At 75.0% G+C, this 24,665-nt stretch carries 21 protein-coding genes and 3 pseudogenes; 9 read left to right on the top strand and 15 right to left on the bottom strand.

All coding sequences use genetic code 11. The annotated features are described in order from the left end of the window. Positions 1–348: 348 nt before the first annotated feature. The 6 genes and pseudogenes from AC3CH1_RS28375 to AC3CH1_RS28350 all read left to right on the top strand — a co-directional run bounded on the left by AC3CH1_RS28375 (position 349) and on the right by AC3CH1_RS28350 (position 7,111). Positions 349–1,689 (top strand): ADP-ribosylglycohydrolase family protein, encoded by a 1,341-nt coding sequence (locus AC3CH1_RS28375; RefSeq protein WP_488465502.1) that lies wholly within the window; start codon positions 349–351, stop codon positions 1,687–1,689. After that, positions 1,613–2,809 carry an ADP-ribosylglycohydrolase family protein gene (locus AC3CH1_RS28370; protein ID WP_488465501.1) on the top strand — a complete coding sequence of 399 codons (1,197 nt, stop codon included), beginning with the start codon at positions 1,613–1,615 and terminating at the stop codon, positions 2,807–2,809. The genes AC3CH1_RS28375 and AC3CH1_RS28370 overlap by 77 nt, the downstream gene beginning before the upstream one ends. Further along, positions 2,806–4,171 (top strand): annotated as a pseudogene (locus AC3CH1_RS28365) (ADP-ribosylglycohydrolase family protein). Before AC3CH1_RS28370 ends, AC3CH1_RS28365 begins: the two are co-directional and overlap by 4 nt. Then, complete coding sequence (gene rbsK / locus AC3CH1_RS28360; protein ID WP_488465500.1) at positions 4,168–5,052, top strand: ribokinase; 885 nt, start codon at positions 4,168–4,170, stop codon at positions 5,050–5,052. The pseudogene AC3CH1_RS28365 and the gene rbsK overlap by 4 nt, the downstream one beginning before the upstream one ends. Then, positions 5,049–6,248 (top strand): CaiB/BaiF CoA transferase family protein, encoded by a 1,200-nt coding sequence (locus AC3CH1_RS28355; RefSeq protein WP_488465499.1) that lies wholly within the window; start codon positions 5,049–5,051, stop codon positions 6,246–6,248. The genes rbsK and AC3CH1_RS28355 overlap by 4 nt, the downstream gene beginning before the upstream one ends. Next, complete coding sequence (locus AC3CH1_RS28350; RefSeq protein WP_488465498.1) at positions 6,245–7,111, top strand: HpcH/HpaI aldolase/citrate lyase family protein; 867 nt, start codon at positions 6,245–6,247, stop codon at positions 7,109–7,111. The genes AC3CH1_RS28355 and AC3CH1_RS28350 overlap by 4 nt, the downstream gene beginning before the upstream one ends. A 48-nt stretch (positions 7,112–7,159) precedes the next feature. Here the strand turns inward: AC3CH1_RS28350 and lgt are convergent, their stop codons facing one another. From lgt to AC3CH1_RS28315, 7 genes are all read right to left on the bottom strand, one after another. Beyond that, the gene (lgt, locus tag AC3CH1_RS28345; RefSeq protein ID WP_488465497.1) at positions 7,160–8,158 is read right to left on the bottom strand and encodes a prolipoprotein diacylglyceryl transferase; all 999 of its coding nucleotides are present in this window, start codon (positions 8,156–8,158) and stop codon (positions 7,160–7,162) included. A gap of 97 nt (positions 8,159–8,255) precedes the next feature. Beyond that, entirely contained in the window at positions 8,256–9,104 is an 849-nt protein-coding gene (locus AC3CH1_RS28340) for a DsbA family protein (protein WP_488465496.1), read from the bottom strand. Between the two features lie 75 nt (positions 9,105–9,179). After that, on the bottom strand, positions 9,180–9,992 hold the full coding sequence (trpA, locus tag AC3CH1_RS28335; protein ID WP_488465495.1) for a tryptophan synthase subunit alpha: 813 nt from the start codon (positions 9,990–9,992) through the stop codon (positions 9,180–9,182). After that, a complete protein-coding gene (gene trpB / locus AC3CH1_RS28330) occupies positions 9,989–11,275 on the bottom strand; it encodes a tryptophan synthase subunit beta (RefSeq protein ID WP_488465494.1) in 1,287 nt (428 codons plus the stop codon). The genes trpA and trpB overlap by 4 nt, the downstream gene beginning before the upstream one ends. Before the next feature lie 145 nt (positions 11,276–11,420). Then, complete coding sequence (trpM, locus tag AC3CH1_RS28325) at positions 11,421–11,633, bottom strand: tryptophan biosynthesis modulator TrpM (RefSeq protein ID WP_488465493.1); 213 nt, start codon at positions 11,631–11,633, stop codon at positions 11,421–11,423. 17 nt (positions 11,634–11,650) lie between these two features. Continuing rightward, positions 11,651–12,460, bottom strand: a complete 810-nt coding sequence (gene trpC, locus AC3CH1_RS28320) for an indole-3-glycerol phosphate synthase TrpC (RefSeq protein WP_366822102.1) — start codon at positions 12,458–12,460, stop codon at positions 11,651–11,653. A gap of 114 nt (positions 12,461–12,574) precedes the next feature. Further along, positions 12,575–13,069 carry a DUF2752 domain-containing protein gene (locus AC3CH1_RS28315; RefSeq protein WP_488465492.1) on the bottom strand — a complete coding sequence of 165 codons (495 nt, stop codon included), beginning with the start codon at positions 13,067–13,069 and terminating at the stop codon, positions 12,575–12,577. On the opposite strand from AC3CH1_RS28315, the gene AC3CH1_RS28310 reads away from it, so the two are divergent. After that, positions 13,049–13,498, top strand: a complete 450-nt coding sequence (locus AC3CH1_RS28310; RefSeq protein WP_488465491.1) for a hypothetical protein — start codon at positions 13,049–13,051, stop codon at positions 13,496–13,498. The genes AC3CH1_RS28315 and AC3CH1_RS28310 overlap by 21 nt on opposite strands. Before the next feature lie 116 nt (positions 13,499–13,614). Here the strand turns inward: AC3CH1_RS28310 and AC3CH1_RS28305 are convergent, their stop codons facing one another. From AC3CH1_RS28305 to hisI, 4 genes are all read right to left on the bottom strand, one after another. After that, positions 13,615–13,866 carry an HGxxPAAW family protein gene (locus AC3CH1_RS28305; protein WP_403758222.1) on the bottom strand — a complete coding sequence of 84 codons (252 nt, stop codon included), beginning with the start codon at positions 13,864–13,866 and terminating at the stop codon, positions 13,615–13,617. A gap of 111 nt (positions 13,867–13,977) precedes the next feature. Further along, positions 13,978–14,652 (bottom strand): TIGR02234 family membrane protein, encoded by a 675-nt coding sequence (locus AC3CH1_RS28300; RefSeq protein WP_488465490.1) that lies wholly within the window; start codon positions 14,650–14,652, stop codon positions 13,978–13,980. A gap of 48 nt (positions 14,653–14,700) precedes the next feature. Then, positions 14,701–16,194 carry an anthranilate synthase component I gene (locus AC3CH1_RS28295; RefSeq protein WP_488465489.1) on the bottom strand — a complete coding sequence of 498 codons (1,494 nt, stop codon included), beginning with the start codon at positions 16,192–16,194 and terminating at the stop codon, positions 14,701–14,703. 9 nt (positions 16,195–16,203) lie between these two features. Continuing rightward, the gene (gene hisI, locus AC3CH1_RS28290) at positions 16,204–16,584 is read right to left on the bottom strand and encodes a phosphoribosyl-AMP cyclohydrolase (protein WP_361867406.1); all 381 of its coding nucleotides are present in this window, start codon (positions 16,582–16,584) and stop codon (positions 16,204–16,206) included. A gap of 84 nt (positions 16,585–16,668) precedes the next feature. Here hisI and AC3CH1_RS28285 point away from each other — a divergent pair, with 84 nt between their 5' ends. Next, complete coding sequence (locus AC3CH1_RS28285) at positions 16,669–17,301, top strand: TIGR03085 family metal-binding protein (RefSeq protein ID WP_488465488.1); 633 nt, start codon at positions 16,669–16,671, stop codon at positions 17,299–17,301. A 52-nt stretch (positions 17,302–17,353) separates the two neighbouring features. On the opposite strand, the gene AC3CH1_RS28280 is transcribed toward AC3CH1_RS28285, so the two are convergent. From AC3CH1_RS28280 to AC3CH1_RS28270, 3 genes and pseudogenes are all read right to left on the bottom strand, one after another. Next, positions 17,354–18,640: an MFS transporter gene (locus tag AC3CH1_RS28280; protein ID WP_488465487.1), complete on the bottom strand. Its 1,287-nt coding sequence runs from the start codon at positions 18,638–18,640 to the stop codon at positions 17,354–17,356. Between the two features lie 31 nt (positions 18,641–18,671). Next, entirely contained in the window at positions 18,672–19,259 is a 588-nt protein-coding gene (locus tag AC3CH1_RS28275; RefSeq protein WP_488465486.1) for an ArsR/SmtB family transcription factor, read from the bottom strand. Between the two features lie 127 nt (positions 19,260–19,386). Further along, positions 19,387–20,666 (bottom strand): annotated as a pseudogene (locus tag AC3CH1_RS28270) (PucR family transcriptional regulator). Positions 20,667–20,998: 332 nt separating this feature from the next. Between AC3CH1_RS28270 and AC3CH1_RS28265 the strand changes: the two are divergent. Beyond that, positions 20,999–21,522: pseudogene (locus AC3CH1_RS28265) on the top strand (hypothetical protein). Positions 21,523–21,564: 42 nt separating this feature from the next. Here AC3CH1_RS28265 and AC3CH1_RS28260 read toward each other — a convergent pair. Continuing rightward, positions 21,565–24,612 carry a LuxR C-terminal-related transcriptional regulator gene (locus AC3CH1_RS28260; protein WP_488465485.1) on the bottom strand — a complete coding sequence of 1,016 codons (3,048 nt, stop codon included), beginning with the start codon at positions 24,610–24,612 and terminating at the stop codon, positions 21,565–21,567. Between the last annotated feature and the right edge of the window lie 53 nt (positions 24,613–24,665).

The following is a 24,665-nucleotide window of genomic DNA, read 5'->3' as shown; positions in this document are numbered from 1 at the left end:
GGCGGCCTCCCCCGAGCCCGCACGGGACATGGCTTCCGCAGCAGCCTTCTTCGAGCCCGCAGGGGACACGGCGTCCGCGACGGCCTCCCCCGAGCCCGCACGGAACACGGCTTCTGCACCGGCCTCCATCGAGCCCGTACGGAACATGGCGTCCGCACCAGCCTCCATCGAGCCGGTACGGGACACGGCTTCTGCGGCGGCCTTCTTCGACATCGCATGGGACACGGCTTCCGCGACGGCCTCCCCCGTGCCCGCACGGAACACGGCTTCCGCAGCAGCCTCCCCCGAGCCCGCACGGAACATGGCGTCCGCGACAGCCTCCCCCGTACCCGCCCACGAGGACCGGCGATGACCACGTCGGGCGGGGCGACCGGAGGCGGACCGGCCCTGACCACACCACGCGGAGGACCCGTGGGTGGCCCGGCGGAGACGGCACGCGACGCGGCCGGACCGACGGCCGTCCCCGGGGCCCCGGCCCCCTCCCGCCGCGCCCGGATCGAGGGGCTGTTGCTCGGGCTCGCGGCGGGCGACGCCGCCGGGTGGCCCGCCGCCCGGCACCGGGCGGCCCGGATGCCCGAGTGGACCCGGCGGCTCACCCGGGAGCTGGACACCTTCGCCGAGCAGAACGCCACCACCACGCTCCCGGTGCCCATCGCCCTGAACCAGCCTCCCGAGCCGCTGCGGCTCGGCCCGTCCGACGACGCCGAGTGGGCCGCGTTCGCCGCCCGTACGGTGCTGGCCGCGGCCGAGGACGCGGTGGGACTGGCCCCCGGCCGCCGGATGCGGGACGCGGTCGACCGGGCCTGGAACGCGCTGGCCGCCACCGTCGCCGCCGCCAGCGCCCGGGCCCCCGAGGTCGAGGCCGCGGTCCTCCCGCTGCGGGCCCGGATCTCGGTGCGGGCCGGGCTCGGCAACCTGGCCGCCGGGCTGCGGCCGCCCGCCACCGGGCACGACAACCCGCACTACTTCGACGACGCCGCCTGCGTACGGGCCGCCGTCCTCGCCGTGGTCCACCCGGGCGACCCCGAAGAGGCGGCGGCGCTCGCCGAGTTCGACGCCCGCTACACGCAGGACGGCGACGGGGTGCACGGGGCACGGGCCGTGGCCGCCGCGATCGCCGTGGCACTGGCCGGGGCGGACGTCGACACCGTGGTGAACGCGGCCCTCGCCCAGCTCCCCGAGGGCACCGAGATCGCCCGCAACGCCGCGCACGCCGTCCGCCTGGCCCGGGAGTTCGCGGACGAGCCCGCCGGGGCGTTCGCCCTGGTCCCGGTGGTGGAACACCAGATCGTGGACCACGTCTACAGCTACGGGATCGCGGCGGCGGAGACCGTGCCGGTCGCCCTGGCCCTCACCACGGCGGCCCGGGGCGAGATCGCCCAGGCGGTCCCGGCCGCCGCCTGCCTGTCCCGGGTCGCGGACTCCGCGCCCGCCCTGGCCGGGGCGCTGACCGGGGCGATCGGCTCGATCACCGCCGTCCCCGCGGGCTGGCGCGAGGCGTGCCGGACACTTGCGGGCTGTGCGCTGCCCCGGCTCGCGGGCACGGACCTGATCGAACTCGCCGGGCTGCTGGCAGCCACGGAACCGGCCACCCCGGGTAGACAATTCCGACATGACACCCACAACGGCCATGGAAGCCGCCCCCTCGGCCCCGCGCCCCTCCTTCCCCACCACGCCCGGACTCGATGAACGCATCCGCCGGGCCCTCGTCGGAGCCGCCGTCGGCGACGCCCTCGGCGGCCCGGTCGAGGGCTGGACCCCCGAGCAGATCGCCGAGCGCCACGGCGGCCGGGTGACCGGGATCGTCGGCCCCTGGTACGGCGAGGACTGGCGCACCGCGCGCCCCATCGCCCCGTACCACAAGGGCGACGGACACGTCACCGACGACACCCTGATGACCCACGCCCTGATCCGGGTCTACGACCGGGTGCGCGACCACCTCGACGCGTACGCCGTCGCGGACCACCTCGTCCCGGACCTGCTGTCGCCCCGCTGGATCCCGGAGCTGGAGGCGCAGGCCCTCCCGCTCCAGCGGATCTTCCTGGCGGAGAAGTGGATCGTGGCCCGGCTGCACTACGGGCACGTCGACCCGCGCGAGGCCGGTGCGGGCAACATCGTCAACTGCGGGGCGGCGATGTACATGGCGCCGGTCGGGCTGGTCAACGCCGGTCACCCGGAGGCCGCGTACGCCGAGGCGCTGGAGGTCGCGGCCCCCCACCAGTCCTCCTACGGCCGGGAGGCCGCCGGGGTCTTCGCCGCCGCCGTCGCCGCCGCCTGCCGCCCGGGCGCCACCCCCGGCACCGTGGTCGACGCGGTCCTCTCCACGGCCAGGGACGGAACCCGGTCCGCGATCGAGGCGGTCGCCGAAGTGGCCGTGCGCCACGAGGAGTTCGAGTCAGCGCTCGCCCCGCTGCGGGCGGCCGTGGAGCCGTTCGACACCGTCGGCCCCGACTACCGCAACCCCTCGCTCGGCGCACGCCGCCCCTCCCGGCTGCACGCCATCGAGGAGCTGCCCATCGCGCTCGGGATGCTGCTGGTGGGGGGCGGCGACTACCGGCGTACGGTGCTCGGTTCGGTGAACTACGGGCGGGACTGCGACTCCATCGCGACGATGAGCGGGGCGATCGTGGGCGCGCTGGGCGGCGAGGTCCCCGCCGACTGGGCCGCCGCGGTAGCGGAGGCGAGCCGGCTGGATCTGGACGCCCCGGCGGGGGTGCTGGCACAGGTGGCCCGGGAGGTCTTCGCCCGGGACCTGGAGCGCCGCCGGGCCCATGAGCAGGCCTTCGGCGCGCTGGCCGGCGAGCGGTGAACGTCCGCCTCACCTGGGTCCAGCCCGAGGACCTGGTCGGTCACGAGCTGCGGCAGGCCGCGCAGGACGGCCGGGACGCCCGGGAGATCGAGGAGCGGTGGTACGCGGCCGGGGCGCCCCGCCCCGGCCCGGGCAGGCGCGTCCGGGCCGCCCGCACCGCCGCGCCTGCGTGCGCTGGCCGAACGACTTCTCGACGAACTCGCCCTGCTGGATTCACCGTTGGCGGCCGACGAGCCGACCGGGCTGGACGAGATCGTGGCCGCCTGCCCGCACTGGCCGGGCCCGGTGGACAGGGTGCCCGCCGTCGGCCGGGACCGGCTGCACGCGGCGTGGCTCGGCCGGGCGGCGGGCTGCCTCCTCGGCAAACCCGTCGAGAAGCTGCCGCTGGAGGGCATCCGCGCCCTGGCCCGCGCCACCGGCAACTGGCCCCCGACCAGCTGGTTCACCGCACGCGGCGTACCGGCCGAACTGCTGGCCGCCCACCCCTGGAACCGCCGCTCGGCCCCCACGTCCCTGGCCGAGAACATCGACGGAATGCCGGAGGACGACGACCTCAACCACCCGCTGCTCACCCTGTTGTTGCTCCAGCGGCACGGCCGCTCCTTCACCACCGCCGACCTGGCCCGGCTCTGGCTGGACGAACTCCCGGCGGGCCGTACATTCACCGCCGAGCGCATCGCGTACGGCAACCTGCTCGCGGGCGTCGAGCCCCCGGAGACCGCCCGCCGCCGCAACCCGTTCCGGGAGTGGATCGGCGCGCAGATCCGGGCCGACGTGCACGGCTGGACCCACCCCGGCGACCCGGCCGGAGCCGCCGCCCAGGCCCACCGCGACGCGGTCCTCACCCACACCGGCAACGGGGTCTACGGCGCGATGTTCACGGCGGCGGCTCTCGCCGTCGCGGCCGGCGGCGAGAGCGATGTGCACGGCTGTCTCGCCGCCGGGCTGCGGGTGGTGCCGCCTCACTCGCGGTACGCCCGCGCGATTCGCCTCGGCATCGAAACGGCCCGTACGGAAGGGGAGTTCGACACCGTCGTGGACCGGCTGCACGCCGTCTACGGGGACACCCACCACTGGGTGCACGTGCTGCCCAACGCCGCGCTGCTGGCCGCCGCCCTCAGCCACGCCGACGGGGACTTCTCCCGGTCGATCGGCCTCGCCGTCTCCGGCGGCTGGGACACCGACTCCAACGGGGCGACCGCCGGATCGCTGGCCGGACTCCTGGCAGGCGGGCCGGACGCCCTGCCCGAGCACTGGACGGCTCCGCTCAAGAACCGGCTCGCCACCTCCGTACCCGGCTTCGACCGGACCGGGTTCGACACCCTCGCCGCACTGACCCAGCAGGAGGCTCTGCGCCCATGACCCGCATCGCGGTGCTCGGCAGCACCCATATGGACCTCGTCGCCTACACGGCACGCGCCCCCGGGCGCGGCGAGACCGTCACCGGCCGGGAGTTCCGGACGATCCCCGGCGGCAAGGGCGCCAACCAGGCCGTCGCCGCCGCCCGCGCGGGCGGTGAGGTGACGATGATCGGCGCGGTCGGCGACGACGCCTACGGCGCCCTGCTGCGCGACGGACTCGAACACGCGGGGGTGGACACCGACCTCCTGCACACCGCCGAGGGCCCCAGCGGCACCGCGCACATCGTGGTGGACGACACCGGGGCCAACGCGATCGTGGTGGTCCCCGGTGCGAACGGCGTGCTCACCGCGCTGGGGCCCGGGGAGATCGCCGCGATCGCCGCCGCCGATCTGCTGCTGATGCAGCTCGAACTCCCCCTGCCCGCCGTCGTCGAGGGAGCCCGCGCGGCCAGGGCCCAGGGCGTGCGGACAATCCTCACCCCCTCCCCCGCACAGCCCCTGCCCGATGAACTCCTCGACCACATCGACCTGTTGGTGCCCAACGAGCACGAGGCCGCCGAGCTGTCCGGGCAGGACGAACCGCACGCCGCCGCCCAGATCCTGCTCCGCCGGGTGCCCGAGGTCATCGTCACGCTCGGCGCGAAGGGCTGCCTGTACGCGGCCCGGGGCGGCGAGCCGGTGCTCTTCGCGGCGCCTTCGGTGAACACCGTCGACACGACCGGGGCCGGGGACACCTTCGTCGGGACGCTGGCCGTGGCGCTCGGCGAGGGGCGGCCGGTGGCCGAGGCCGTGGCGTTCGCCTCCTCTGCCGCCGCGCTCTGCGTCCAGAAGCCCGGCGCGTCCACGTCCATGCCCTACCGCAGCGAGATCGAGGGCTCATGAGCGCCACCGCAGCAGGACCCCTGACCGGGCTCAAGGTCATCGACCTGGCCACCCTCTTCGCCGGACCGCTCGCGGCCACCATGCTCGGGGACTTCGGCGCCGACGTGATCAAGGTCGAGCACCCCCGTAAACCGGACCCCTCGCGCGGGCACGGGCCCGCCAAGGATGGGATCGGCCTGTGGTGGAAGCTGCTCGGCCGCAACAAGCGCACCCTGACCCTCGACCTGTCCGCGCCCGGCGGCCGGGACGTGCTGTTGGAGCTGGCCGCCGGGACCGATGTGATCATCGAGAACTTCCGGCCCGGGACCCTGGAGCGCTGGGGCCTGGGACCCGAGGAGCTGCACGCCGTGAACCCGCGTCTGGTGCTGGCCCGGGTCACCGGCTTCGGCCAGTTCGGGCCGTACGCCCACCGCCCCGGCTTCGGCACGCTCGCCGAGGCGATGAGCGGCTTCGCGGCGATCACCGGGGAGCCGGACGGGCCGCCGACGCTGCCGCCGTTCGGGCTCGCGGACTCCATCGCGGCGCTGGCCACGGCGTACGCGGTGATGGCCGCGCTCGCCGGGCGGGACAAGACCGGCGAGGGGCAGGTGGTGGACCTGGCGATCATCGAGCCGATCCTCACCGTGCTGGGCCCGCAGCCGCTCTGGTACGACCAGCTCGGCTACGTCCAGCCGCGCACCGGCAACCGCTCGCGCAACAACGCCCCGCGCAACACCTACCGCACCGCCGACGGCCACTGGGTCGCGGTCTCCACCTCCGCCCAGTCCGTCGCCGAGCGGGTGATGCGGCTGGTCGGCCGCCCGGAGCTGATCGACGAGCCGTGGTTCGGGGCGGGCACCACCCGGGCCGAGCACACCGAGGAGCTGGACGCGGCGGTCGGGCACTGGATCTCCCGCCACGGCCGCGACGAGATCCTCGACCGCTTCGAGAAGGCGGAGGCGGCCGTCGCGCCGATCCACGACGTACGGGAGGTGATGGAGGACCCGCAGTACCGGGCGCTGGGGACCATCGCCGAGGTCGACGACCCGGAGCTGGGGCCGCTGCGGATGCAGAACGTCCTCTTCCGGCTCTCCGGGACCCCGGGCGGGATCCGGTGGGCGGGCCGCCCGCACGGCGCGGACACCGAGGAGATCCTGGCCGGCCTCGGCCTCTCGGAGACGCGGATCGCGGCGCTGCGGGACCAGGGGGCGCTGTGACCGGCCGCCCGATCCCCGCCCCTCCGCTGCCCGAGGGCCCGCCGCCACCCGTCGGACGGCCGCCGCTGACCTGGCTGTACGTGCCCGGGGACCGGCCGGAGGTGGTGGCCAAGGCGCTGGGCAGCGGGGCGGACGTGGTGATCGTCGATCTGGAGGACGCCGTCGCGCCGGCCCGTAAGGAGTACGCGCGCTCCGCCACCGCCGAACTCCTCGGCGACCAGGTCACGGCGGCCCCGGACGCGGTGCCGGTCCATGTCCGGGTGCACGGCGAGGACGACATCCGGACGCTGGCGGGGCTGCCTGGGCTGGCCGCGTTCCGGCTGCCGAAAATCACCCACGCGGTCTCGGTGCACCATGTGGCGGCCGTGGCCCCGGGCGTACCGCTGTATCCGCTGCTGGAGTCGGCGCTCGCGGTCGAGCACGCGTACTCGATCGCCTCGGCCCATCACGCCGTGGCCGGTATCGCCCTGGGCGAGGCGGACCTGCGGGCGGATCTGGGCGTACGGGAGGACGCCGGGCTCGACTGGCCGCGCAGCCGGGTCGTGGTGGCGGCCCGGGCGGCGGCCCTTCCCCCGCCCGCCCAGTCGGTGTTCCCGGACGTCCGGGACCTGGACGGACTGTGGACGTCGTGCGGGCGGGGGCGGGCGCTCGGGCTGCTGGGCCGGGCGGCGATCCACCCGCGGCAGCTGCCGGTGATCGAGCGGGCGTTCCGGCCGACGGCCGAGGAGATCGAGGCGGCCGAGGAGATCGTCGCGGCCTCGGCGGTGGAGGCGGGGGCGCTGGCGCTGCCGGACGGGAGGTTCGTGGACGCGGCGGTGGTGGCGTCCGCCCGCAGAACGATCGCGCTCGCCGGGCGGGCCTGAGAGAGCGGGCCCACCCGGCGAGCGGGAGGTGTGCGGGGATGCGGCCGGTCAGCTCTTCTCGGCTGCTCCGGTCGCTCCGGCGTTCTCCGCGGTGGCGGCCTTGCCGGGCTCGTCCTTCGTGAGCGGGTCCTTCTTCGCCCCGGCGTCCTTCTCGGCGGCGTCCGCCTTCGCGGGGCCGTCCTCGTCGGAGCCGTCCGCGTCGGCGGGGCCGTCCTTCTTCGCGGGGGCGGCGTCCCGGTCGGGCTCGACGATCTCCTCGCGGCCCGGACGGATCTTCGCGGAGATCACGATGTAGACGACGGCGAGGACGAAGACGATGATCGCGGTCCACACGTTCAGGCGGAGGCCGAGGATGTGGTGGGCCTCGTCGACCCGCATGTACTCGATCCAGCCGCGTCCCGCGCAGTAGGCGGCGACGTACAGCGCGAACGCCCGTCCGTGGCCGAGCCGGAAGCGGCGGTCGGCCCAGATGACCAGGAGCGCGACGCCGATGCACCACAGCGACTCGTACAGGAAGGTCGGGTGGTACGTCCCGGCGAGCCGGTTCGGGCCCTCGCTGATCTCCAGCGCCCAGGGGAGATCGGTGGGCTTGCCGTACAGCTCTTGGTTGAACCAGTTGCCCCAGCGGCCGATGGCCTGGGCGATGGCGAGGGCCGGGGCCAGTGCGTCGGCCCAGGCGGGCAGCGGGATGCCCCGGCGGCGGCAGGCGATCCAGGCGCCGACCGCGCCGAAGGCGATGGCGCCCCAGATGCCGAGGCCGCCCTCCCAGATCTTGAATGCGTCGACCCAGTCCTCACCGTCGCTGAAGTACAGCTGGTAGTCGGTGATCACGTGGTAGATCCGGCCGCCGACGAGGCCGAAGGGCACCGCCCAGACGGCGACGTCGGCCACCGTGCCGGCTTTGCCGCCCCGGGCTACCCAGCGCTTGTTGCCGAACCAGACGGCGACGAAGACACCGATGATGATGCAGAACGCGTAGCCGCGGAGCGGGATCGGGCCGAGCTCGATCACGCCGGTCGACGGACTGGGGATGAAGGCAAGATTCATGGCTAGGTCGACGCTACCTTGCCGGGCGGTGGGTACGGCAAGCTCCCCGGCAACTTCTGGGTAACGGGGACCGCCCTCACGGGCGGGCGTGGCGCGCTCAGGAAGCGGGTCCCGACGACGGGTCGGCCGGCTCGGCCGGGGTGGCCGTGCCCGGCTTCTTGCCCTTGTTGGCCGCGGCGACCCACTTCTTCAGATTCTCCGGGGAGATCTGCTCCCCGCCCTTGCTCGGGAAGACGGACTCCCCGTTGAGCAGCACCGTCGGCGTGCCCTGGAAGCCGCCCTCGCGGAACGCCGTGTCGGACTTCTTCACCCAGCTGTCGTGCTCGCCCTCCTCCACACAGCTGCGGAAGCCCGGTGTGTCGAGCCCCTCGACCTCGCCGGCCAGCTCGATCAGCCGGCTGTTCTTGCCGAAGGCGTCGTCCGGCTCCGGAGGCTGGTTGGCGAAGAGCACGTCGTGGTACGGCGCGAACTTGCCGGCGTCCTGGGCGCACGCGGCGGCATTGGCTGCGCGCAGCGAGCCGGTGCCGCCGAGATTGCCGTCGATGATCGTGGCCAGGTGGTACTCCACCTTGACCTGGCCGTCGTCCGCCAGCTCCGTGATGGTGTCCTTGAAGGCGGTCTCGAACTGGGCGCAGACGGGGCAGCGGAAGTCCTCCCAGATCGTGAGGGTGGACGGGGCGTCGGCGGCGCCGACCGGCACGGTCAGGGCGTCCTCGCCGATCGCGCCCGAAGGGGCGACCGCGGGGCCGGAGGCGGTGTCGCCGCCGTCGTCCTTGCCCGCGTTGGCCGCGATCAGGCCGACCACGGCGGCCAGGGCGAGCACCCCGACCACCGCCGAGGAGACGATCAGCGTCCGGCGGCGCTTCTCGCGCCCCTTCTCCCGCTCGCGCTGCTGGGCCAGGCGCTCGCGCGCGCTTCTGTTTCCCTCAGGGATCTTGTCGCTCACACCCGGGGAACGAACCGGGGAGGCACCTCCGCGCCTCCCCGGTCCACAATCCACCCATTCGGGTGATTCAAGGGCTCAGCGCTTTCGAACACCCTCGGCCAGTTCGCCCGCCAGGGAGCGGACGGCGGCGAGACCGGCGGCCTCGTCAGGGGCGTCCAGCATGGCCTTGACGAAGGCCGAGCCGACGATGACGCCGTCCGCGAACCCGGCGACCTCGGCGGCCTGCGCCGCGTTGGAGACGCCGAGGCCGACGCAGACCGGGAGATCGGTGGTGGCGCGGGTGCGTCCCACCAGGTCCTTGGCCTGGGCGCCGACGGAGGCGCGGGTGCCGGTGACGCCCATCAGGGACGCGGCGTAGACGAAGCCGCTCCCGGCCGCCGTGATGGTGGCGAGGCGGGCGTCCTGGCTGCTGGGGGCGACGACGAACACGGTCGCGAGGCCGTGCTTGTCGGCGTGCTCGCGCCACAGCGCGGACTCCTGGACCGGCAGGTCGGGCAGGATGCACCCGGCGCCGCCGGCCTCGGCCAGCTCGGCGGTGAAGCGCTCGACGCCGTACCGGTCGATGGGGTTCCAGTACGTCATGACCAGGATCGGGACGCCGGTGGCCTCGTGCGCCTCCCGGACCGTGCGCATCACGTCGGCGATCCGGACGCCGCCGCGCAGGGCGATGTCGTCGGCGGTCTGGATGACCGGCCCGTCCAGGACCGGGTCGCTGTGCGGGAGACCGATCTCGACGATGTCCGCGCCGCCCGCGATGACGGCCTTGACCGCCTCGATGCCGCCGTCGACGGTCGGGAAGCCCGCCGGGAGGTAGGCGATGAGCGCCGCCCTGTCCGCGGCCCTGGTGGCGGCCAGGGTGGTGTTCAACAGCTCGATGTTGCCGCTCACTTGGCGTCCCCCACGATCTCGGCACGGTCGCTGTCGGCGTCCGCCTCGACGGCGGCGTCGGTGTCGTAGAGCCCGAAGTAGCGGGCGGCGGTGTCCATGTCCTTGTCGCCCCGGCCGGACAGGTTGATGAGGATCAGCCCGTCCTTGCCGAGCTCCTTGCCGAGGTCCAGGGCGCCGGCGAGGGCGTGGGCGCTCTCGATGGCCGGGATGATCCCCTCGGTGCGGGACAGCAGGCGCAGGGCCTGCATGGCCGCGTCGTCGGTGACGGCGCGGTACTCGCCGCGTCCGACGTCCTTGAGGTACGCGTGCTCCGGGCCGATGCCGGGGTAGTCCAGTCCCGCCGAGATGGAGTACGGCTCGGTGATCTGGCCCTCGTCGTCCTGGAGGACGTAGGAGCGCGAACCGTGCAGGATGCCGGGCTCCCCCGCGGTGAGGGTCGCCGCGTGCTCGCCGGTCTCCACCCCGTGCCCGGCGGGCTCGCAGCCCACCAGGCGGACGTCGGCGTCGGGGATGAAGGCGTGGAAGAGGCCGATGGCGTTGGAGCCGCCGCCGACGCAGGCGACCGCCGCGTCGGGGAGGCGGCCGGCGCGCTCCAGAATCTGGCGGCGGGCCTCGACGCCGATGACGCGGTGGAAGTCGCGGACCATCGCCGGGAAGGGGTGCGGGCCCGCGACCGTACCGAAGAGGTAGTGCGTGCGGTCCACATTGGCGACCCAGTCGCGGAACGCCTCGTTGATGGCGTCCTTCAGCGTCCGCGAGCCGGACTTCACGGCGATGACCTCGGCGCCGAGCATCCGCATCCGGGCCACGTTCAGCGCCTGGCGCTCGGTGTCGATCTCACCCATGTAAATGGTGCATTCGAGGCCGAAGAGGGCGCAGGCGGTCGCGGTGGCGACGCCGTGCTGGCCCGCTCCGGTCTCGGCGATGACACGGGTCTTGCCCATGCGCTTGGTGAGGAGGGCCTGGCCCAGCACGTTGTTGATCTTGTGCGAGCCGGTGTGGTTCAGGTCCTCGCGCTTGAGGAAGATCCGGGCGCCGCCGGCGTGCTCGGCGAAGCGCGGGACCTCGGTCAGCGCGCTGGGCCTGCCCGTGTAGTCGACCATGAGCTCGTTGAGTTCCGCGGCGAAGGCGGGGTCGCTCTTGGCCTTGTCGTACTCGACGGCGACCTCGTCCACGGCGGCGACGAGCGCCTCCGGGATGAACTTGCCGCCGTACGCGCCGAAATAGCCCTCGGCGCTGGGGATCAGGCCCTCGGGGTCCGGAATGAAGAAGTCGGACGACATGCGACGTGCTCCTTGGCATGGCAACGGATGGATGCACCGTATGCGCGGAGCGGCGAGTGCCGCCGCGACCGGCGTGCGGTCACGGCGGTGCGGTCGTACGTACGAGAAGAGCGGTGTGTCGTGCGGTACGTCGGCCGGGGCTCGCCTACAGCGCGGACCCCACGCGCCATCGCATGCCGTTCACCTGGCCGGGCTCGTCGCCGATGACATACCGGACGCGTCGGCCGTGCACACGCCGGGCGGGGGCGCGGCAGCCACGGGGGCGGCAGCCGCGCGCCAGCGGGGCGTGCGGGTCCCGGGCGAAGGCCCCGGCGGGGCGGAGGCCCAGCCGGGTGCGGGGCACGGGACGGTCGGTCATGGTCGCTACGTCCCCGGTCAGCCGCGGCCGTGGCGGAGCGCCGGGTGGGCGCCCGCGGCGACGAGGTCGGCGACGGCGGTGCGCGGGTCGCGGCCGGTGACCAGGGACTCGCCGACCAGGACGGCGTCGGCGCCCGCGTTGGCGTACGCGATCAGGTCGTGCGGGCCCCGGACGCCGGACTCGGCGACCTTGACGATGTGGTCGGGGATCTCGGGGGCGACGCGCTCGAAGGTGGAGCGGTCGACCTTGAGGTCCTTCAGGTTGCGCGCGTTGACGCCGATGATCTTGGCTCCGGCGTCCACGGCGCGCTCCGCCTCCTCCTCGTCGTGCGCCTCGACGAGCGGGGTGAGCCCGATGGACTCGGCGCGCTCGATGAGGGAGACCAGGGCCTCCTGGTCGAGGGCGGCGACGATCAGCAGGGCGAGGTCGGCGCCGTAGGCACGGGCCTCCCACAGCTGGTACGAGGTGACGATGAAGTCCTTGCGCAGGATCGGGGTGTCGACCTTGGCACGGACGGCCTCCAGGTCGGCGAGCGAACCACCGAAGCGGCGCTCCTCGGTGAGCACCGAGATGACGGACGCGCCGCCCGCCTCGTAGTCCGCGGCGAGCGCGGCCGGGTCGGCGATGGCAGCGAGGGCTCCCTTGGAGGGGGACGAGCGCTTGACCTCGCAGATGACGGTCACGCCCTCGCCGCGCAGGGCGGCGACCCCGTCCTTGGCCTGGGGAGCGCGGGCCGCGCGCTCCTTCAGCTCGTCGAGGCTGACGCGCGCCTGCCGCTCCGCGAGGTCGGCGCGAACGCCGTCGATGATCTCGTCGAGCACACTCACGCGAGCGGCCCCCTTCCGAACGGTTGACGGTGGACTGGATCAGCCCTTCCGATGGTATCCGCAGGACGCCCCGGGGGTCGCATCCGGCCACGTCGCGTCCCACTTCCTGGTCACTCAGGGGGCCAGCGCCGAGCCGAACGGCAGATTCCGGACCACGGTGAAGAGCAGCAGGACGGCGCCCGCACCCCACCACCAGACGGGCGCGAGACCGATGCGCAGGGGCTGTCCGCGCCAGGCCCGGACCAGCCAGAGGGCCCAGACCGCGGCGAAGAGGAAGTAGCCGACGGTGGCGATCGCGTTGGCTTCGAGCGCCGCGCCGAGGTCTCCGTGGATGAAGGCGTGGGCGCTGCGCAGCCCGCCGCAGCCGGGGCAGAGGACGCCGGTCAGCTTGAGCAGTGGGCAGAGCGGGTAGTGGCCGGACTCGTTGGGGTCGACGGCGCCGACGTACGCGAAGGCGCCTGCGACGGCGGCGAGGATGCCGATGGGGGTGGCCAGGCGGCGCATCTTCTGGCCCGTCGGGCGGCCCGCCCGGCCCGTCCGGCGTTCCGGGGCACCCAACCAGCCCGTCCGGCGTTTGAGGACGGAACCGTGGCCTTGGGGGCCGGGCACCTGCGAGGGCCCTTCGCCCGAGGGGCCAGTGCGCTCCGGGCCCACCCCGGCGAGGGTTCCGTCCTCAAACGCCGGACGGGCTGGGTGCGGGCCCACCCCCGCGAGGGTTCCGTCCTCAAACGCCGGACGGGCTGGGTGCGGGCCCACCCCGGCGAGGGTTCCGTCCTCGAACGCCGGACGGGCTGGGTGCGGGCCCACCTCGGCGAGGGTTCCGTCCTCGATCGCCGGACGGGCTGGGTGCGGGCCCACCTCGGCGAGGGTTCCGTCCTCGAGTGCCGGGCCGGCTGGGGTGCGCCGGGCCATGTCCGGGGTCGGGCAGACCGTCAGAGGCATGTTCCAGGGGCCGACGCCCTGTGGTGCGGCTTCCGGGCGGGCGGGGCCGGGGCCCTGCTGAGGGGCCGATTCCGGGTCCGGCGGCTGGGCGGCTGAGGGGGTAGGCGAGGCGTCCACCCGCTGATTGTCCCCCGCCGACGCGAAAAGGCGCAGCCCCGGGTGAGGGCTGCGCCTGTCGGCGTGTCGGTCGCCGGGACGGGCCGGCGTCCGGGTCAGTGGGAGATCTGCGCCCGCCCGGCGCGCTCCCTGGCCTCGACCAGCTCGGCCGACTCCTTCGGCATGCCGAGGCCGGCCACCTTCATGGCGAGGCCCACGAGACCGCCGGCGAAGATGACGGCGATACCGGCCCAGAAGCCGAGCGGGTTGGCCGCGACCATGAAGACGCCTGCGACGCAGAAGCCGATGAAGGCGATGATGACACCGGTCCAGGCGGCCGGGGTGTGTCCGTGGCTCGTGCCCGCCATGAGTTGCTCCTCGTTGGTGTTGCGCCGTGGGTGGCGCTGTACGTGTGGCCGCCGCCCGGGGACGGCTCGGGTTCATTGTCCCGTACGGGACCGTGGGTGGTGAGCGTGGGGTCAGGCCTCGCGCGTCGGGTCCTCGCCGCGGTCCAGGGCCTTCCACAGGTCCTCGGACCGGTCCGGGTCGGGGGCGGTGCGGGGCGCCTTGCCGGGGCGGGGGGTGCCGTCGCGCTCGTACTTTCCGGACATGGCGGGCCAGCGGCTGCCGTAGCGCAGGGCGAGGAGCCCGGCCAGCAGGATCAGCAGACCGCCGGCGGCGGTGACGTAGGGCCAGGCGGTGTGACCGATCGCGTGGATGGTGGCCGCCGCGTCGCCGGTGGTCCTGGCGGCCTCCTCGTCGAGGGCCGTGCTGTCGGAGCCGCCGGCCCAGGCGCTGAGCGTCGCTCCGAGACCGCTGAGGGCGAGGAGGGCGGCGACGATCCGGCGGCCGGCGCCGCGTACGGCGAAGACGGCGACGAGGGCGGCGAGACCGACGACGGCGAGGGCGGCCGGGACGCCGGTGACGTCCTGGCCGTCGACGCTCAGCGGGAGGGCGCCGCCGCCGGTGGCCGCGTCGCCCTCGGCCCAGGTCTGCCCGGAGGCGAGGAGGACGACGGTCGCGCCGGCCGCGCCGAGGAGCAGACCGGCCGCGAGACTGCGCCGGCTCCCTGCGGAGTCGGGCGCGGCGCCGGACGCGGAGTCGGCGGTTCGGGCACGGGGCTGGGGTACGGGGACAGCACTCACGCCCTCCACTATCCCCTACCGCCCCGACGACCGTGGAGCCGGTCGGCCGTCAGCGGTTCAGCGGTCGTGGAGCCGGTTGGCCGTGTGGACGGCGCGGAGCACGGCCGCCGCCTTGTTGCGGCACTCGGTGTCCTCGGCGACCGGGTCGGAGTCGGCGACGACCCCGGCTCCGGCCTGGACGTACGCGGTGCCGTCGCGGAGCAGGGCGGTCCGGATGGCGATGGCGGTGTCGGAGTCCCCGGCGAAGTCGAGGTAGCCGACGCAGCCCCCGTACAGTCCGCGGCGGCTCGGTTCCAGCTCCTCGATGATCTGCATGGCGCGGGGCTTGGGGGCGCCGGAGAGGGTGCCGGCGGGGAAGCAGGCGGTGAGCACGTCGAAGGCGGTGCGGTCCTCGGTGACGCGGCCGGTGACGGTGGAGACGATGTGCATCACGTGGGAGTAGCGCTCGATCGACATGAAGTCGACGACCTCGACGCTGCCGGGTGCGCAGACGCGCCCCAGGTCGTTGCGGCCGAGGTCGACGAGCATCAGGTGCTCGGCGCGCTCCTTGGGGTCGGCGAGCAGTTCGTCGGCGAGCGCCTGGTCCTCCTGCGGGGTGGCGCCCCGGTGCCGGGTCCCGGCGATCGGGTGGACCATGGCCCGGCCGTCCTCGACCTTGACGAGGGCCTCGGGGCTGGAGCCGACGACGTCGAAACCGTCGAAGCGGAAGAGGTACATGTACGGGGACGGGTTGGTGGCCCGCAGCACCCGGTAGACGTCCAGGGCGCTCGCCGTGCACGGGGTCTCGAAGCGCTGGGAGGGGACGACCTGGAAGGCCTCGCCCGCCCTGATGCGCTCCTTGATGTCCACGACGGCGTCCCTGTAGGCCTCGCCGCCCCACAGTGCGGTGTACGGCGGCAGCTCGGACGGGGGCAGGACGGCGGGGGCGCTGGCGACCGGGCGGCGCAGGTCCCGCTCCATCACGTCGAGGCGGGCGACGGCGTCGGCGTGCGCCTCGTCGACGCCGGTGTCGAGGTCGTTGTGGTTGATGGCGTTGGCGATCAGCAGGACGGTGCCGTCCCGGTGGTCGAGGACGGCGAGGTCCGAGGTGAGGAGCATGGTCAGCTCGGGCAGCTTCAGATCGTCGCCGCCGTGCTCGCCGATCTTCTCCAGACGGCGTACGACGTCGTAGCCGAGGTAGCCGACCATGCCGCCGGTGAAGGGCGGAAGGCCCGCGTCGCTCACCAGGTCGCGGGGGGTGTGGAGGGTCTCGACGGTGGCGCGCAGGGCGTCCAGCGGGTCGCCGGCGACCGGAACGCCGACGGGCGGGGTGCCGAGCCAGTGGGCCTCGCCGTCGCGGGCGGTGAGGGTGGCGTCGCTGCGGACGCCGATGAAGGAGTAGCGCGACCAGGTCCGGCCGTTCTCGGCGGATTCCAGGAGGAAGGTGCCGGTGCGTTCGGCGGCGAGCTTGCGGTACAGGCCGACCGGGGTGTCGCCGTCCGCGAGGAGGCGGCGGCTGACGGGGACGACGCGCCGGTCGACGGCCAGTTTGCGGAAGGTGTCGAGATCCATGGCCGGACCTTAGCTGTCGAGGAGGGGCAGGGCGTCGGCGTCGAAGCAGGTGCGGTCGCCCGTGTGGCAGGCGGCGCCCGTCTGGTCGACCTTGACGAGGACGGTGTCGGCGTCGCAGTCCAGGGCGACGGACTTCACGTGCTGGACGTGACCGGAGGTGTCGCCCTTGACCCAGTACTCCTGACGGCTGCGCGACCAGTAGGTGCAGCGGCCCGTGGTGAGGGTGCGGTGCAGCGCCTCGTCGTCCATCCAGCCGAGCATCAGCACCTCGCCGGTGTCGTACTGCTGGGCGATGGCCGGGACCAGGCCGTCGGCGCCGCGCTTGAGGCGGGCGGCGATGGCCGGGTCGAGGCTGCTGGCGGGCGGCGTGGCGCCGGGCGTGCTCGTCATGGGCCCATTGTGCCGTGGCCGCGAGGGCTTTCCGGGCGGACGTCCACTGGGCGGACCAGGGGTGACGGTCGTACGCTGGCGGGCATGTCGACCCATGCGAAGCGTGAACGTCTTCTGCTCGCCGATCTGTTGGAAGCGGCCGGTCCCGAGGCCCTCACCCTGTGCGACGGCTGGAAGACCCGCGATCTGGCCGCCCATGTGGTGGTCCGCGAACGCCGCGCGGACGCGGCGGGCGGGCTGCTGGTGAGCGCGCTGAAGGCCCGGCTGGAGCGGGTGCAGGCGGAGTTCGCGGCGAAACCGTACGAGGAACTGATCCAGCTGATCCGCACCGGCCCTCCCCGGTTCTCCCCGATGTCCCTCAAGCAGATCGACGAGGCGGCGAACACCGTGGAGTTCTTCGTCCACGCGGAGGACGTGCGCCGGGCCCAGCCCGACTGGTCGCACCGCGAGCTGGACCCGGTCTTCTCCGACGTGCTGTGGTCCCGGACCGAGAAGACGGCCCGCCTGCTGGGCCGCAGGTCCCCGGTGGGGCTGGTGCTGCGCCGCCCGGACGGTCAGACGGCGGTGGCCCACAAGGGGACGCCGGTGGTGACGGTGACCGGGGAGCCCGCCGAGCTGCTGCTGTACGCGTTCGGCCGGCAGGACGCGGCGGACGTCGAGGTGGAGGGCGACCAGGCGGCGGTGGAGCGGCTGAGGGCGGCCGAGCTGGGCATGTAGGCCCGGCGCTCGGGGGGCGCGCCGGGGCTCCGGAGGTGCCGGGGGTACGGGGTCAGCGGGTCAGGGGTAGTTCGGCGCGGCGGAGTGCGGTGAAGGCGAGGCCCGCCGCGCCGCCGGTCGCACACACGGCCGCGCTGACGGCGTAGACCGGTCCGGTGCCCCAGAGGGCGATGGCAGCCCCCGTGACGGGGTAGCTCAGCGGGATGAGCGCGTAGGTGAAGAACGTCGATACGGAGGTGACCCGGCCCAGGTACGCCGGATCGGCGGTGGTCTGGACGAGGGCTCCGCACAGCGCGGCGGCCAGTCCGCCGAGGAGGCCGACGAACGCGGCGGCCGCGGCGGCGAGGGCCACCGAGGGGACCTGGGCCAGGGCGGCGATGCCCGTCGCGCCGACGAGGGCGGTCAGGCACATCACCAGCCCGGCGCGCGGCACCCGGCCCCGGACGGCGAGGAGGAGGGCGGATCCGGCCGCGCCGGAGGCGAATCCGGCGACGATCCAGCCCATGCCGGCCGCACCCCAGCCGCGCTGCTCGGAGAGCAGGATCATCCCGAGGTTGAGCGGCCCGACGAAGCCGAGCTCGCTGAGGCCTATGACGATCATGAGCGGGCCGAGCACGGGGTGGCGGCGGATGTACCGGAGCCCGTCGACGAGGTCCTGCCAGGCGTTCGGTGCCGCCTCGGTGTCCACGGGCGCCTCGTCGGACTCGGCCTTGGTCCGGCCGTCCTTGACCGGCCCGGGCAGCGGTCTGATCCGCAGGCTGAGGAGCAGCGGCAGGGACAGGGCGAACAGCACTCCGGCGGCGGCGAGGGCGAGCGAGGGGCCGCCGGTCGCCACGGCGACCCCGCCCAGCGGCGCGCCGACGATCGAGGCGCCACGTGCGGCGAGTCCGCGCAGTCCCTGGATCCGGGCGAGCTGGCCCGGGGTGCTGATCCGGGGCGGCAGGGCTCCGACGGCGGGCAGGAACAGGGCGTCGACCGCGCCGAAGAGCAGGGCGACGACCACCAGGACGCCCACCGTGGGCGCGGTGAGGACCAGGGTCGCGGCGAGCCCGAGGACGAGCAGCGCACGGGCGGCGTCGCTGCCGATGACGACGCGGCGGGGCCCGAGCCGGTCGGCGAGCACTCCCCCGCCGAGCATCAGGAGGGCCCGGGGCAGGGAGCCGGCGGCGAGGACGAGGCCGGTGCCGGAGGCGCTGCCGGTGCGGGCGGCGGCCCAGGCGAGGGCCATGAAGTAGATGCTGTCGCCGATCATCGACGCCGTGTACGCGCCGAGCCAGCGCAGGACGTTGGGGTCGCGGTGGGCGGGGCGTTCGGGGGCTTCCGCGGCGGTGACGGTCATGTCGTTCGTCCTTCCCGGCGAAGTGACGGGCTCAGGGGCGGAAGGGGAATCCGTACGTGTGCAGGGCGACGCTCTCGCGGCCCTCCGTGTCGCCCGCTTCCTCGCGGGCGCGGCCCGCTTCCTCGTAGCGGTCGATCAGCGCGCCCATCTCCCGGCCGAGGGCGGCCAGTTCCTCCGCGGTGAGGCGCAGGAGGTTCTCCGCGCTCCAGGAGGCGCCGCGCCATGGCGCGTCCCAGGTGTGCCGTGCGTCCTGGTGGGCCCGGTAGAGCTCGACGTGCTGGTCGAAGGAGATCCGGCCGGCGGCGGCGTAGACGGCCGCCTTGTCCGGTGCGTCGTCGAAGTCCGTGTCGCTGAAGGTCAGCCCTCGGGAGGACGGCTGCCACCAGCGCTCCCGGCCGTCGGTGCTGCGGCCCTCGGCCGGTTCGATCAGTCCGTGGTCGGCGAGCTTGCGCAGGTGGTAGCTGACGAGGGAGACCGCCTCGTCGACCTGGTCGGCGAGCTGGGAGGCGGTGGCGGTGCGCTTGATGTGCAGGGCGCGGTAGAGCTTCAGGCGCAGGGGGTGGCCGATCGCCTTGAGGGTGTCGAGGTCGGATACGCGGCGTCGCTCTTCACGGGGCATGACTCGACCGTAGATGGACAGGAAAAGTTGCGCAATATTTGTTGCGCAATATTTGTTGCGAAGTTCTCCAGGTGCCAGTTCTTCAGATGTCAGTCCTTCAGGCGTCCGCTCCTCAGGCCTCCGCTCCTCAGGTGCCGAGCAGCCGCCGCGCCGCCAGGGCGAGCGAGATCTCGACCGCGTCCCGGGGGCGGGACAGACAGCGGCCGGTGAGCTGCTCGAAGCGGCGGAGCCGGTTGAGGACGGTGTTGCGGTGGCAGTAGAGCTTCGCGCCCGCCCGCTGCGCCGAGCCGTCCGCGTCCAGCCAGGCGGTGAGGGTCTCCACGATGACGTCGCGGTCGGCGGGGTCCAGCCGGTCCAGCGGGCCCAGCACCCGGTCGGCGAGCGCCCCGGCGAGCGCCGGGGACGACACGACCAGGGCGTCCGGGAGGTGCTCGTCGAGCAGGACGGCGCCCCCGGTCGCGGGGCAGGCACGCAGCGCTGTCTCGGCCAGCCGTCGGGCGTCGCCGAGGGCGGCCAGGCCCTCGACCGCGGAGCCGATCCCGGCCCGGACGCCGGCCGGTACGTCCAGCGCGGCGGCCAGTGCCCCCAGCTCGCCGGGCGGGCCCGCCAGCGGCAGGATCGCGAACTCGGCTTCCGGGCCCGGGTGCCAGAGCGCCGGGGCTTCCGGGCCGCCGGGCAGCGTCAGCGGCGGGCGGGCGGCGGGCCCCGGACCGCGCGGGGCGGCGGCCACCGCGAGCACGGCGTAGCGGCCCTGCTCCGGCAGGCCCAGCATCGCGGCCGCCTCGGCGAGGTCCGCGATCCGGGCGGTCCCGTCCAGCAGCGCGGCGACCATGAGCCGCTGCCGGTTCTCGCGCCGCCAGGACAGCCGCCGCTCGGCCTGCCGGTAGGCGTCCGCGACGATCCCGCAGTGCTCATCGACGAAGTTCCACACGTCGGCTGCGACATGGACGAGCAGCCGCACGTCGTCGGGGTCGCGCCGGGCGGTCTCGTCCACGAGGTCCTGCCAGACCATCGCGCCGCCCATCCGGAAGGCGTGCAGGACGGCGTCGAGCGGCACGCCCTGCTCGGCGCGGATCTCACCGATCCAGCGGGAGGTGCGGTGGGCGGACTCCCGGAACTCCCGGGGCTGGATCAGGGAACCTACGTTGTGCCGCAGCGAGGCGTGGACCTCCTGCCAGACCTCGGCCCGACCGGAGTCGATGGCCGCCCGGTAGCCGGGCTCCTGGGCGTACAGGGCTTCGACGAGCCGGTCGGTGAGGGCCGGCAGCGCGGCGACGAGGGCCCGGGCGGCCCGATGCAGCACCTCGACGGCCTCGCGGTCGGCCAGGGACCGGAAACGGTGCGGCAACGGCGTTGCCGGGGACGGGCCGTGCGGCGCCCGATCCGCGAACGTACGACCTGTGGCATGGCGGCCTCCACCGGGAATCGACCGGCCGCGCGAGCGGCGGGCCCGGCACCCGGCCCGGGCGGGGCGCGAGCGCGGCGACACGATCCTGACGCCCGCAGAATGACATACCGCCCAGTCGGTACCTAGGGGTCTGCGCGGAACTCGTCATCACGGTCTCGCAACCGACCGCGTCCAGCTCCCCGTCACACCGGCGACCAGGTCCGATTCCTCCCCGACCGCTCTCATCCCTTCCGAGGGCTCCAGGTCCTCCCCGGCGGGTACACCCCTCATCCGCAGTGCGGAGACGGTCCGCCGCAGCGGACGAAGCGCGGCTGCCGTGCTCGGGACCAGCATGGACGTCATGACGCCGACGGCCCCATCCCTTCCCGCCTCCGCGCCCGTCTGGGCTCGCCGCGCCGCCCACGCGATCGCTCTGTGCGCCGTCCCGTCCGGCCTGTGGCGCATCGCCATGGCTTCCGGTGTCCCCGTGGGCTACAGCGACCAGGTGCTGCGCGACGTCTTCGACATCCCGGGTTGGGGCATCGCGTACGTCGTCGGCCTCTCCGTCCTCGCCGAGCTGGCCGCACTGTCTCCGCTGCTGCTCGTCAGCGACCGGTGGCGACCGCTCCCCCGAGGGCCCTCGCCCCGCTGGCCTGGACCGCCTCGGGCGCCCTGGTCCTGGTGGCGTTGTGGCAGCTCGTGGTCGCCGTGACCGTCGAGAGCCAGACGTACCTGTCGAGCGGTACGGCACAGACGGTCTGGGGCTTCGCCTTCGCTCCGCTGTTCGCCATCCCGGCCCTGATGACCGCGGTGACCTGGTCGTACGCCGAGCGGCACCGGCCACGGGGACAGGCGCGGCCGCTGCCTCGCCGTTGACGGCGACCCCACCCCGGCCGGCCGCGCGAACAACCCCGCGGGTCAGTGCACCGGCCCCAGCAGCCGGGCCAGTTCGGTGCGGGAGCGGATGCCGAGGGCGGCGAAGACGTTGCGGAGGTGGTGGTCGACCGTGCGGGGGCTGAGCGACAGCCGCAGCGCCACTTCCCTGTTGGTGGCCCCTTCGGCGACGCAGCGGGCGATGCGCAGCTGCTGGGGGGTGAGCGCCGCCAGCGGTCCGTCCGCCGCGCTCCGTGGGGCCCCGACCTGCTCCCCCGCCGCCCGCAGCTCCCCGGCCGCCCGGTCGGCCCAGGCACGGGCCGAGCAGCACTGGAAGGCGACCAGGGCGTCACGCAGCGGGCCGCGGGCCTCGCGGGTGCGCCGACGGCGGCGCAGCCACTGCCCGTACAGCAGCTGGGTGCGGGCCCGTTCGAAGTCGCCGCCCGCCCGGCCGTGGTGGGCCAGGGCCTCGGCGTAGCGGGCGTCGGCCTCGTCGGCAGGGGCCAGCAGGGCCCGGCAGCGGGCCAGTTGGGCGGGCGCCCCCGGGTCGGCGGTCCGGTCGGCCCAGGACGCGAACGCGTCGACGGCAGCGTGGAGTTCGCGGGACTCCTCGGGCTGTCGGCCGCCCAGCACGGCGGCCTCGACCCAGCAGGGCACGGCGAGCATCCGGGCGGCGAAGTGGCCTCGGCCGGGGCCGGTCCCGACGAGGGGGGCCAGCCGGGCGGCCGCCTCGCCGGGCCGTCCGGAGGCCAGGTCCGCGCGGGCCCGCGCCCAGGTGGCGAGGGTGACGGCCTGGGCCAGCCCGTGCGGCCCCGCCCCGGTCAGCGCGGCGTCGGCGTGCGCGGCGCATGCCTCGGCGGGCCCCGCCACTGAGGCCGCGAGGGCGAGCACGGCGTGCAGATGGGCGGAGCTGTTGGGCTGCCCCGTACGGCGGGCGGCGTGCAGCCCCTCCAGGGCGTGGGCCCGCGCACCGGCGTGGCGCCCGGCCCGCAGTTCGGCGTAGGCGAGGTGTTCGAGCGCCTGGGGCAGCAGCGCGTCGGGGCCCCTGGTCCGTACGGCGGCGAGCGCGCGGGCGCCCGCGCGGCAGGCGGCGGCGACGTCCCCGAGGACCAGCGCCGCGACCCCGGCCCGGAGCAGCGCGGCCGGGGCGCCGGGGTCCTGGGCGGGGTCGAGGCAGCGGCGGAGCAGGGCGTGGCCCTCGGCGGTGCGGCCTTCGAGCACGGCGCACATGCCGGCCCGGTAGTGCTCCAGGCCCGGTTCCAGCGGGGTGCGGGCGAGACGGTTCATGGCGTCCAGGTAGCCGAGCGCGTCCCCCGCCGCCCAGGCGGCCTCGGCCGCACCGAGGAGGGCGTCGAGGGTCCGGCGGGGATCGTGCGGGCCGAGCAGCGCGGCCGCGGCGAGCAGCGCTTCGTGGGCGTCCGCCGCCGGCCCGGAGCGCAGGGCCAGCATGCCGTGGACGTAGGGGGCGAGGCCCCGAGCGGGCTGGGGGGCCGGCCCCGCCGCGCCGGGCGTCCGGGGTCCGGTCCTGGCCAGCAGGGCCCGGGCCAGGGCCGGGTCGCCCGCGAGCCCCGCCTGCTCGGCCGCCGCGGCGAGGCGGGCCGCCCGCAGCGCCGGTTCGGTGGAGAGGAGAGCGGCGCGGACCAGGGCGGCGGAACGTTCGGCGTGCGGGATGGGGGCTCCGGCGGCCGCTTCGAGCCGGGCGGCCAGCGCGGCGTCCGGCCCGGACGCGGCACAGGCCCGCTGGACGAGGGCGGCCAGCGGGACGGGTGGGGGTGCGGTGGCGGCCGCGGCGTCCGGAGGAGGCGCGGAGGAGGCTCGCGGGAGGACCCGGTCGCCGGTCCCCGTCAGCAGGGCGGCGAGCAGTTCGTGGGCGGCGCGGCGGTGGGACCGGGGGGCGTGGTGGAGTACGGCGCGGGCGACGAGGCGGTGGGCGAAGTGGGCCCGGCTGCCCGCCCGTTGGAGGAGGCCGTCGGTGGCTGCGGCGCCGTACAGGGCCTGGTCCAGGAAGTCCCGGGGCAGTCCGCAGCGGGTGCCCGCGCACAGCAGGAGCAGGGCGTCCGCCCCGGCGCCCTCCGGCTCGTGCTCCTGGGCCGCGGCGGCGAGCAGGAGCAGGGTGCGGGTCCGGTCCGGGAGGCCGTCGAGCCGTTCGGCGTGGGCGGCGAGCACCGCCTCACCGCCGGGAAGGGGGAAGGGCAGCGGGGTGCGGCCGGCGAGCTGGTCCGGGGTGAGGCGTCCGGTGAGCCCGGCGAGCAGGCGCGGGTTTCCGGCCGCCTCACGGAGCAGCTCGGCCCGCACGACCGGGTCGATCCCCTCCGTGCCGGGGGCCGTGCCGGGGGCCGTGCCGGGGGCCATTCCGGGCGCCGCGCCGAAAGCCGCGCCAAGGGCCATGGCGGGAGCCGACCCGAAAGCCGTACCGGAGGCCGTACCCGGGACCATTCCGGGCGCCGCACCGGGAGTCGACCCGAGGGCCGCACGGGGGGCCGTTTTGGGGGTCGTACCAGGAGCCGCCCCGAGGGCCGTCGTCCCGCCGGTCAGCCGGTCCAGGAGCGCCGAGGCCGCCCCCTCGTCCAGGGGTGCGAGGTGGAGCGTGGGCAGCCCGGCGAAGGCGGTGCCGTCGGCGGCCGAGAGCAGGACGGCGGTCCGGCTGCCCGGGCCCAGCCCGCGGGCCGCGAGGGCGAGCGCGGACCTGGACGCCGGGTCCCAGGCGTGCGCGTCGTCGGCGCAGACCAACAGGGGGTGCCCGGTGCCCGGTTCCCGCAGCCGGCGGGCGAGCGCCTCGGGGGTGATGACCGGGTACGGGACAGCGGGCGACAGGCCGGCGGTGAGGGACGGGCCGAGCAGGGCGACCGGCCCGGCACCAGGGACGGGCCGTCCGGTGGAGGCGGCCGTGGCGTACAGCACGGGGCCTCGGTCCCGGTGTGCGTCGGCGGCGGCGCGCAGCAGCGCCGTACGGCCGAGACCGGGCGGCGCGGCCAGCACGAGCGCACCTCCCCCGCCCTGCCACAGCACCTCCAACATACTTGCCAGAGTGGCGAGTTCATCGTCCCGGCCGTACAGCCGGAGCGGACTGGGCGCGGTCGTCGATGGGGTCACACCGGCACCGTACGGTCGCGTCGGCGAGGGTGGAAGCGCCGCGTCCAGGTACC

This window comes from Streptomyces sp. MGP-P1 (assembly GCF_057766565.1).
This window is presented reverse-complemented; position numbering and strand designations above follow the sequence as displayed.

Coding starts and splice junctions, on each gene's coding strand:
- trpB (WP_488465494.1), bottom strand. CDS start 11,275: ATGTCGTCCGACTTCTTCATTCCGGACCCCGAGGGCCTGATCCCCAGC.
- AC3CH1_RS28295 (WP_488465489.1), bottom strand. CDS start 16,194: ATGGATCTCGACACCTTCCGCAAACTGGCCGTCGACCGGCGCGTCGTC.
- AC3CH1_RS28370 (WP_488465501.1), top strand. CDS start 1,613: ATGACACCCACAACGGCCATGGAAGCCGCCCCCTCGGCCCCGCGCCCC.
- AC3CH1_RS28305 (WP_403758222.1), bottom strand. CDS start 13,866: ATGGCGGGCACGAGCCACGGACACACCCCGGCCGCCTGGACCGGTGTC.
- AC3CH1_RS28355 (WP_488465499.1), top strand. CDS start 5,049: ATGAGCGCCACCGCAGCAGGACCCCTGACCGGGCTCAAGGTCATCGAC.
- AC3CH1_RS28285 (WP_488465488.1), top strand. CDS start 16,669: ATGTCGACCCATGCGAAGCGTGAACGTCTTCTGCTCGCCGATCTGTTG.
- hisI (WP_361867406.1), bottom strand. CDS start 16,584: ATGACGAGCACGCCCGGCGCCACGCCGCCCGCCAGCAGCCTCGACCCG.
- lgt (WP_488465497.1), bottom strand. CDS start 8,158: ATGAATCTTGCCTTCATCCCCAGTCCGTCGACCGGCGTGATCGAGCTC.
- AC3CH1_RS28280 (WP_488465487.1), bottom strand. CDS start 18,640: ATGACCGTCACCGCCGCGGAAGCCCCCGAACGCCCCGCCCACCGCGAC.
- AC3CH1_RS28275 (WP_488465486.1), bottom strand. CDS start 19,259: ATGCCCCGTGAAGAGCGACGCCGCGTATCCGACCTCGACACCCTCAAG.
- AC3CH1_RS28375 (WP_488465502.1), top strand. CDS start 349: ATGACCACGTCGGGCGGGGCGACCGGAGGCGGACCGGCCCTGACCACA.
- trpM (WP_488465493.1), bottom strand. CDS start 11,633: ATGACCGACCGTCCCGTGCCCCGCACCCGGCTGGGCCTCCGCCCCGCC.
- rbsK (WP_488465500.1), top strand. CDS start 4,168: ATGACCCGCATCGCGGTGCTCGGCAGCACCCATATGGACCTCGTCGCC.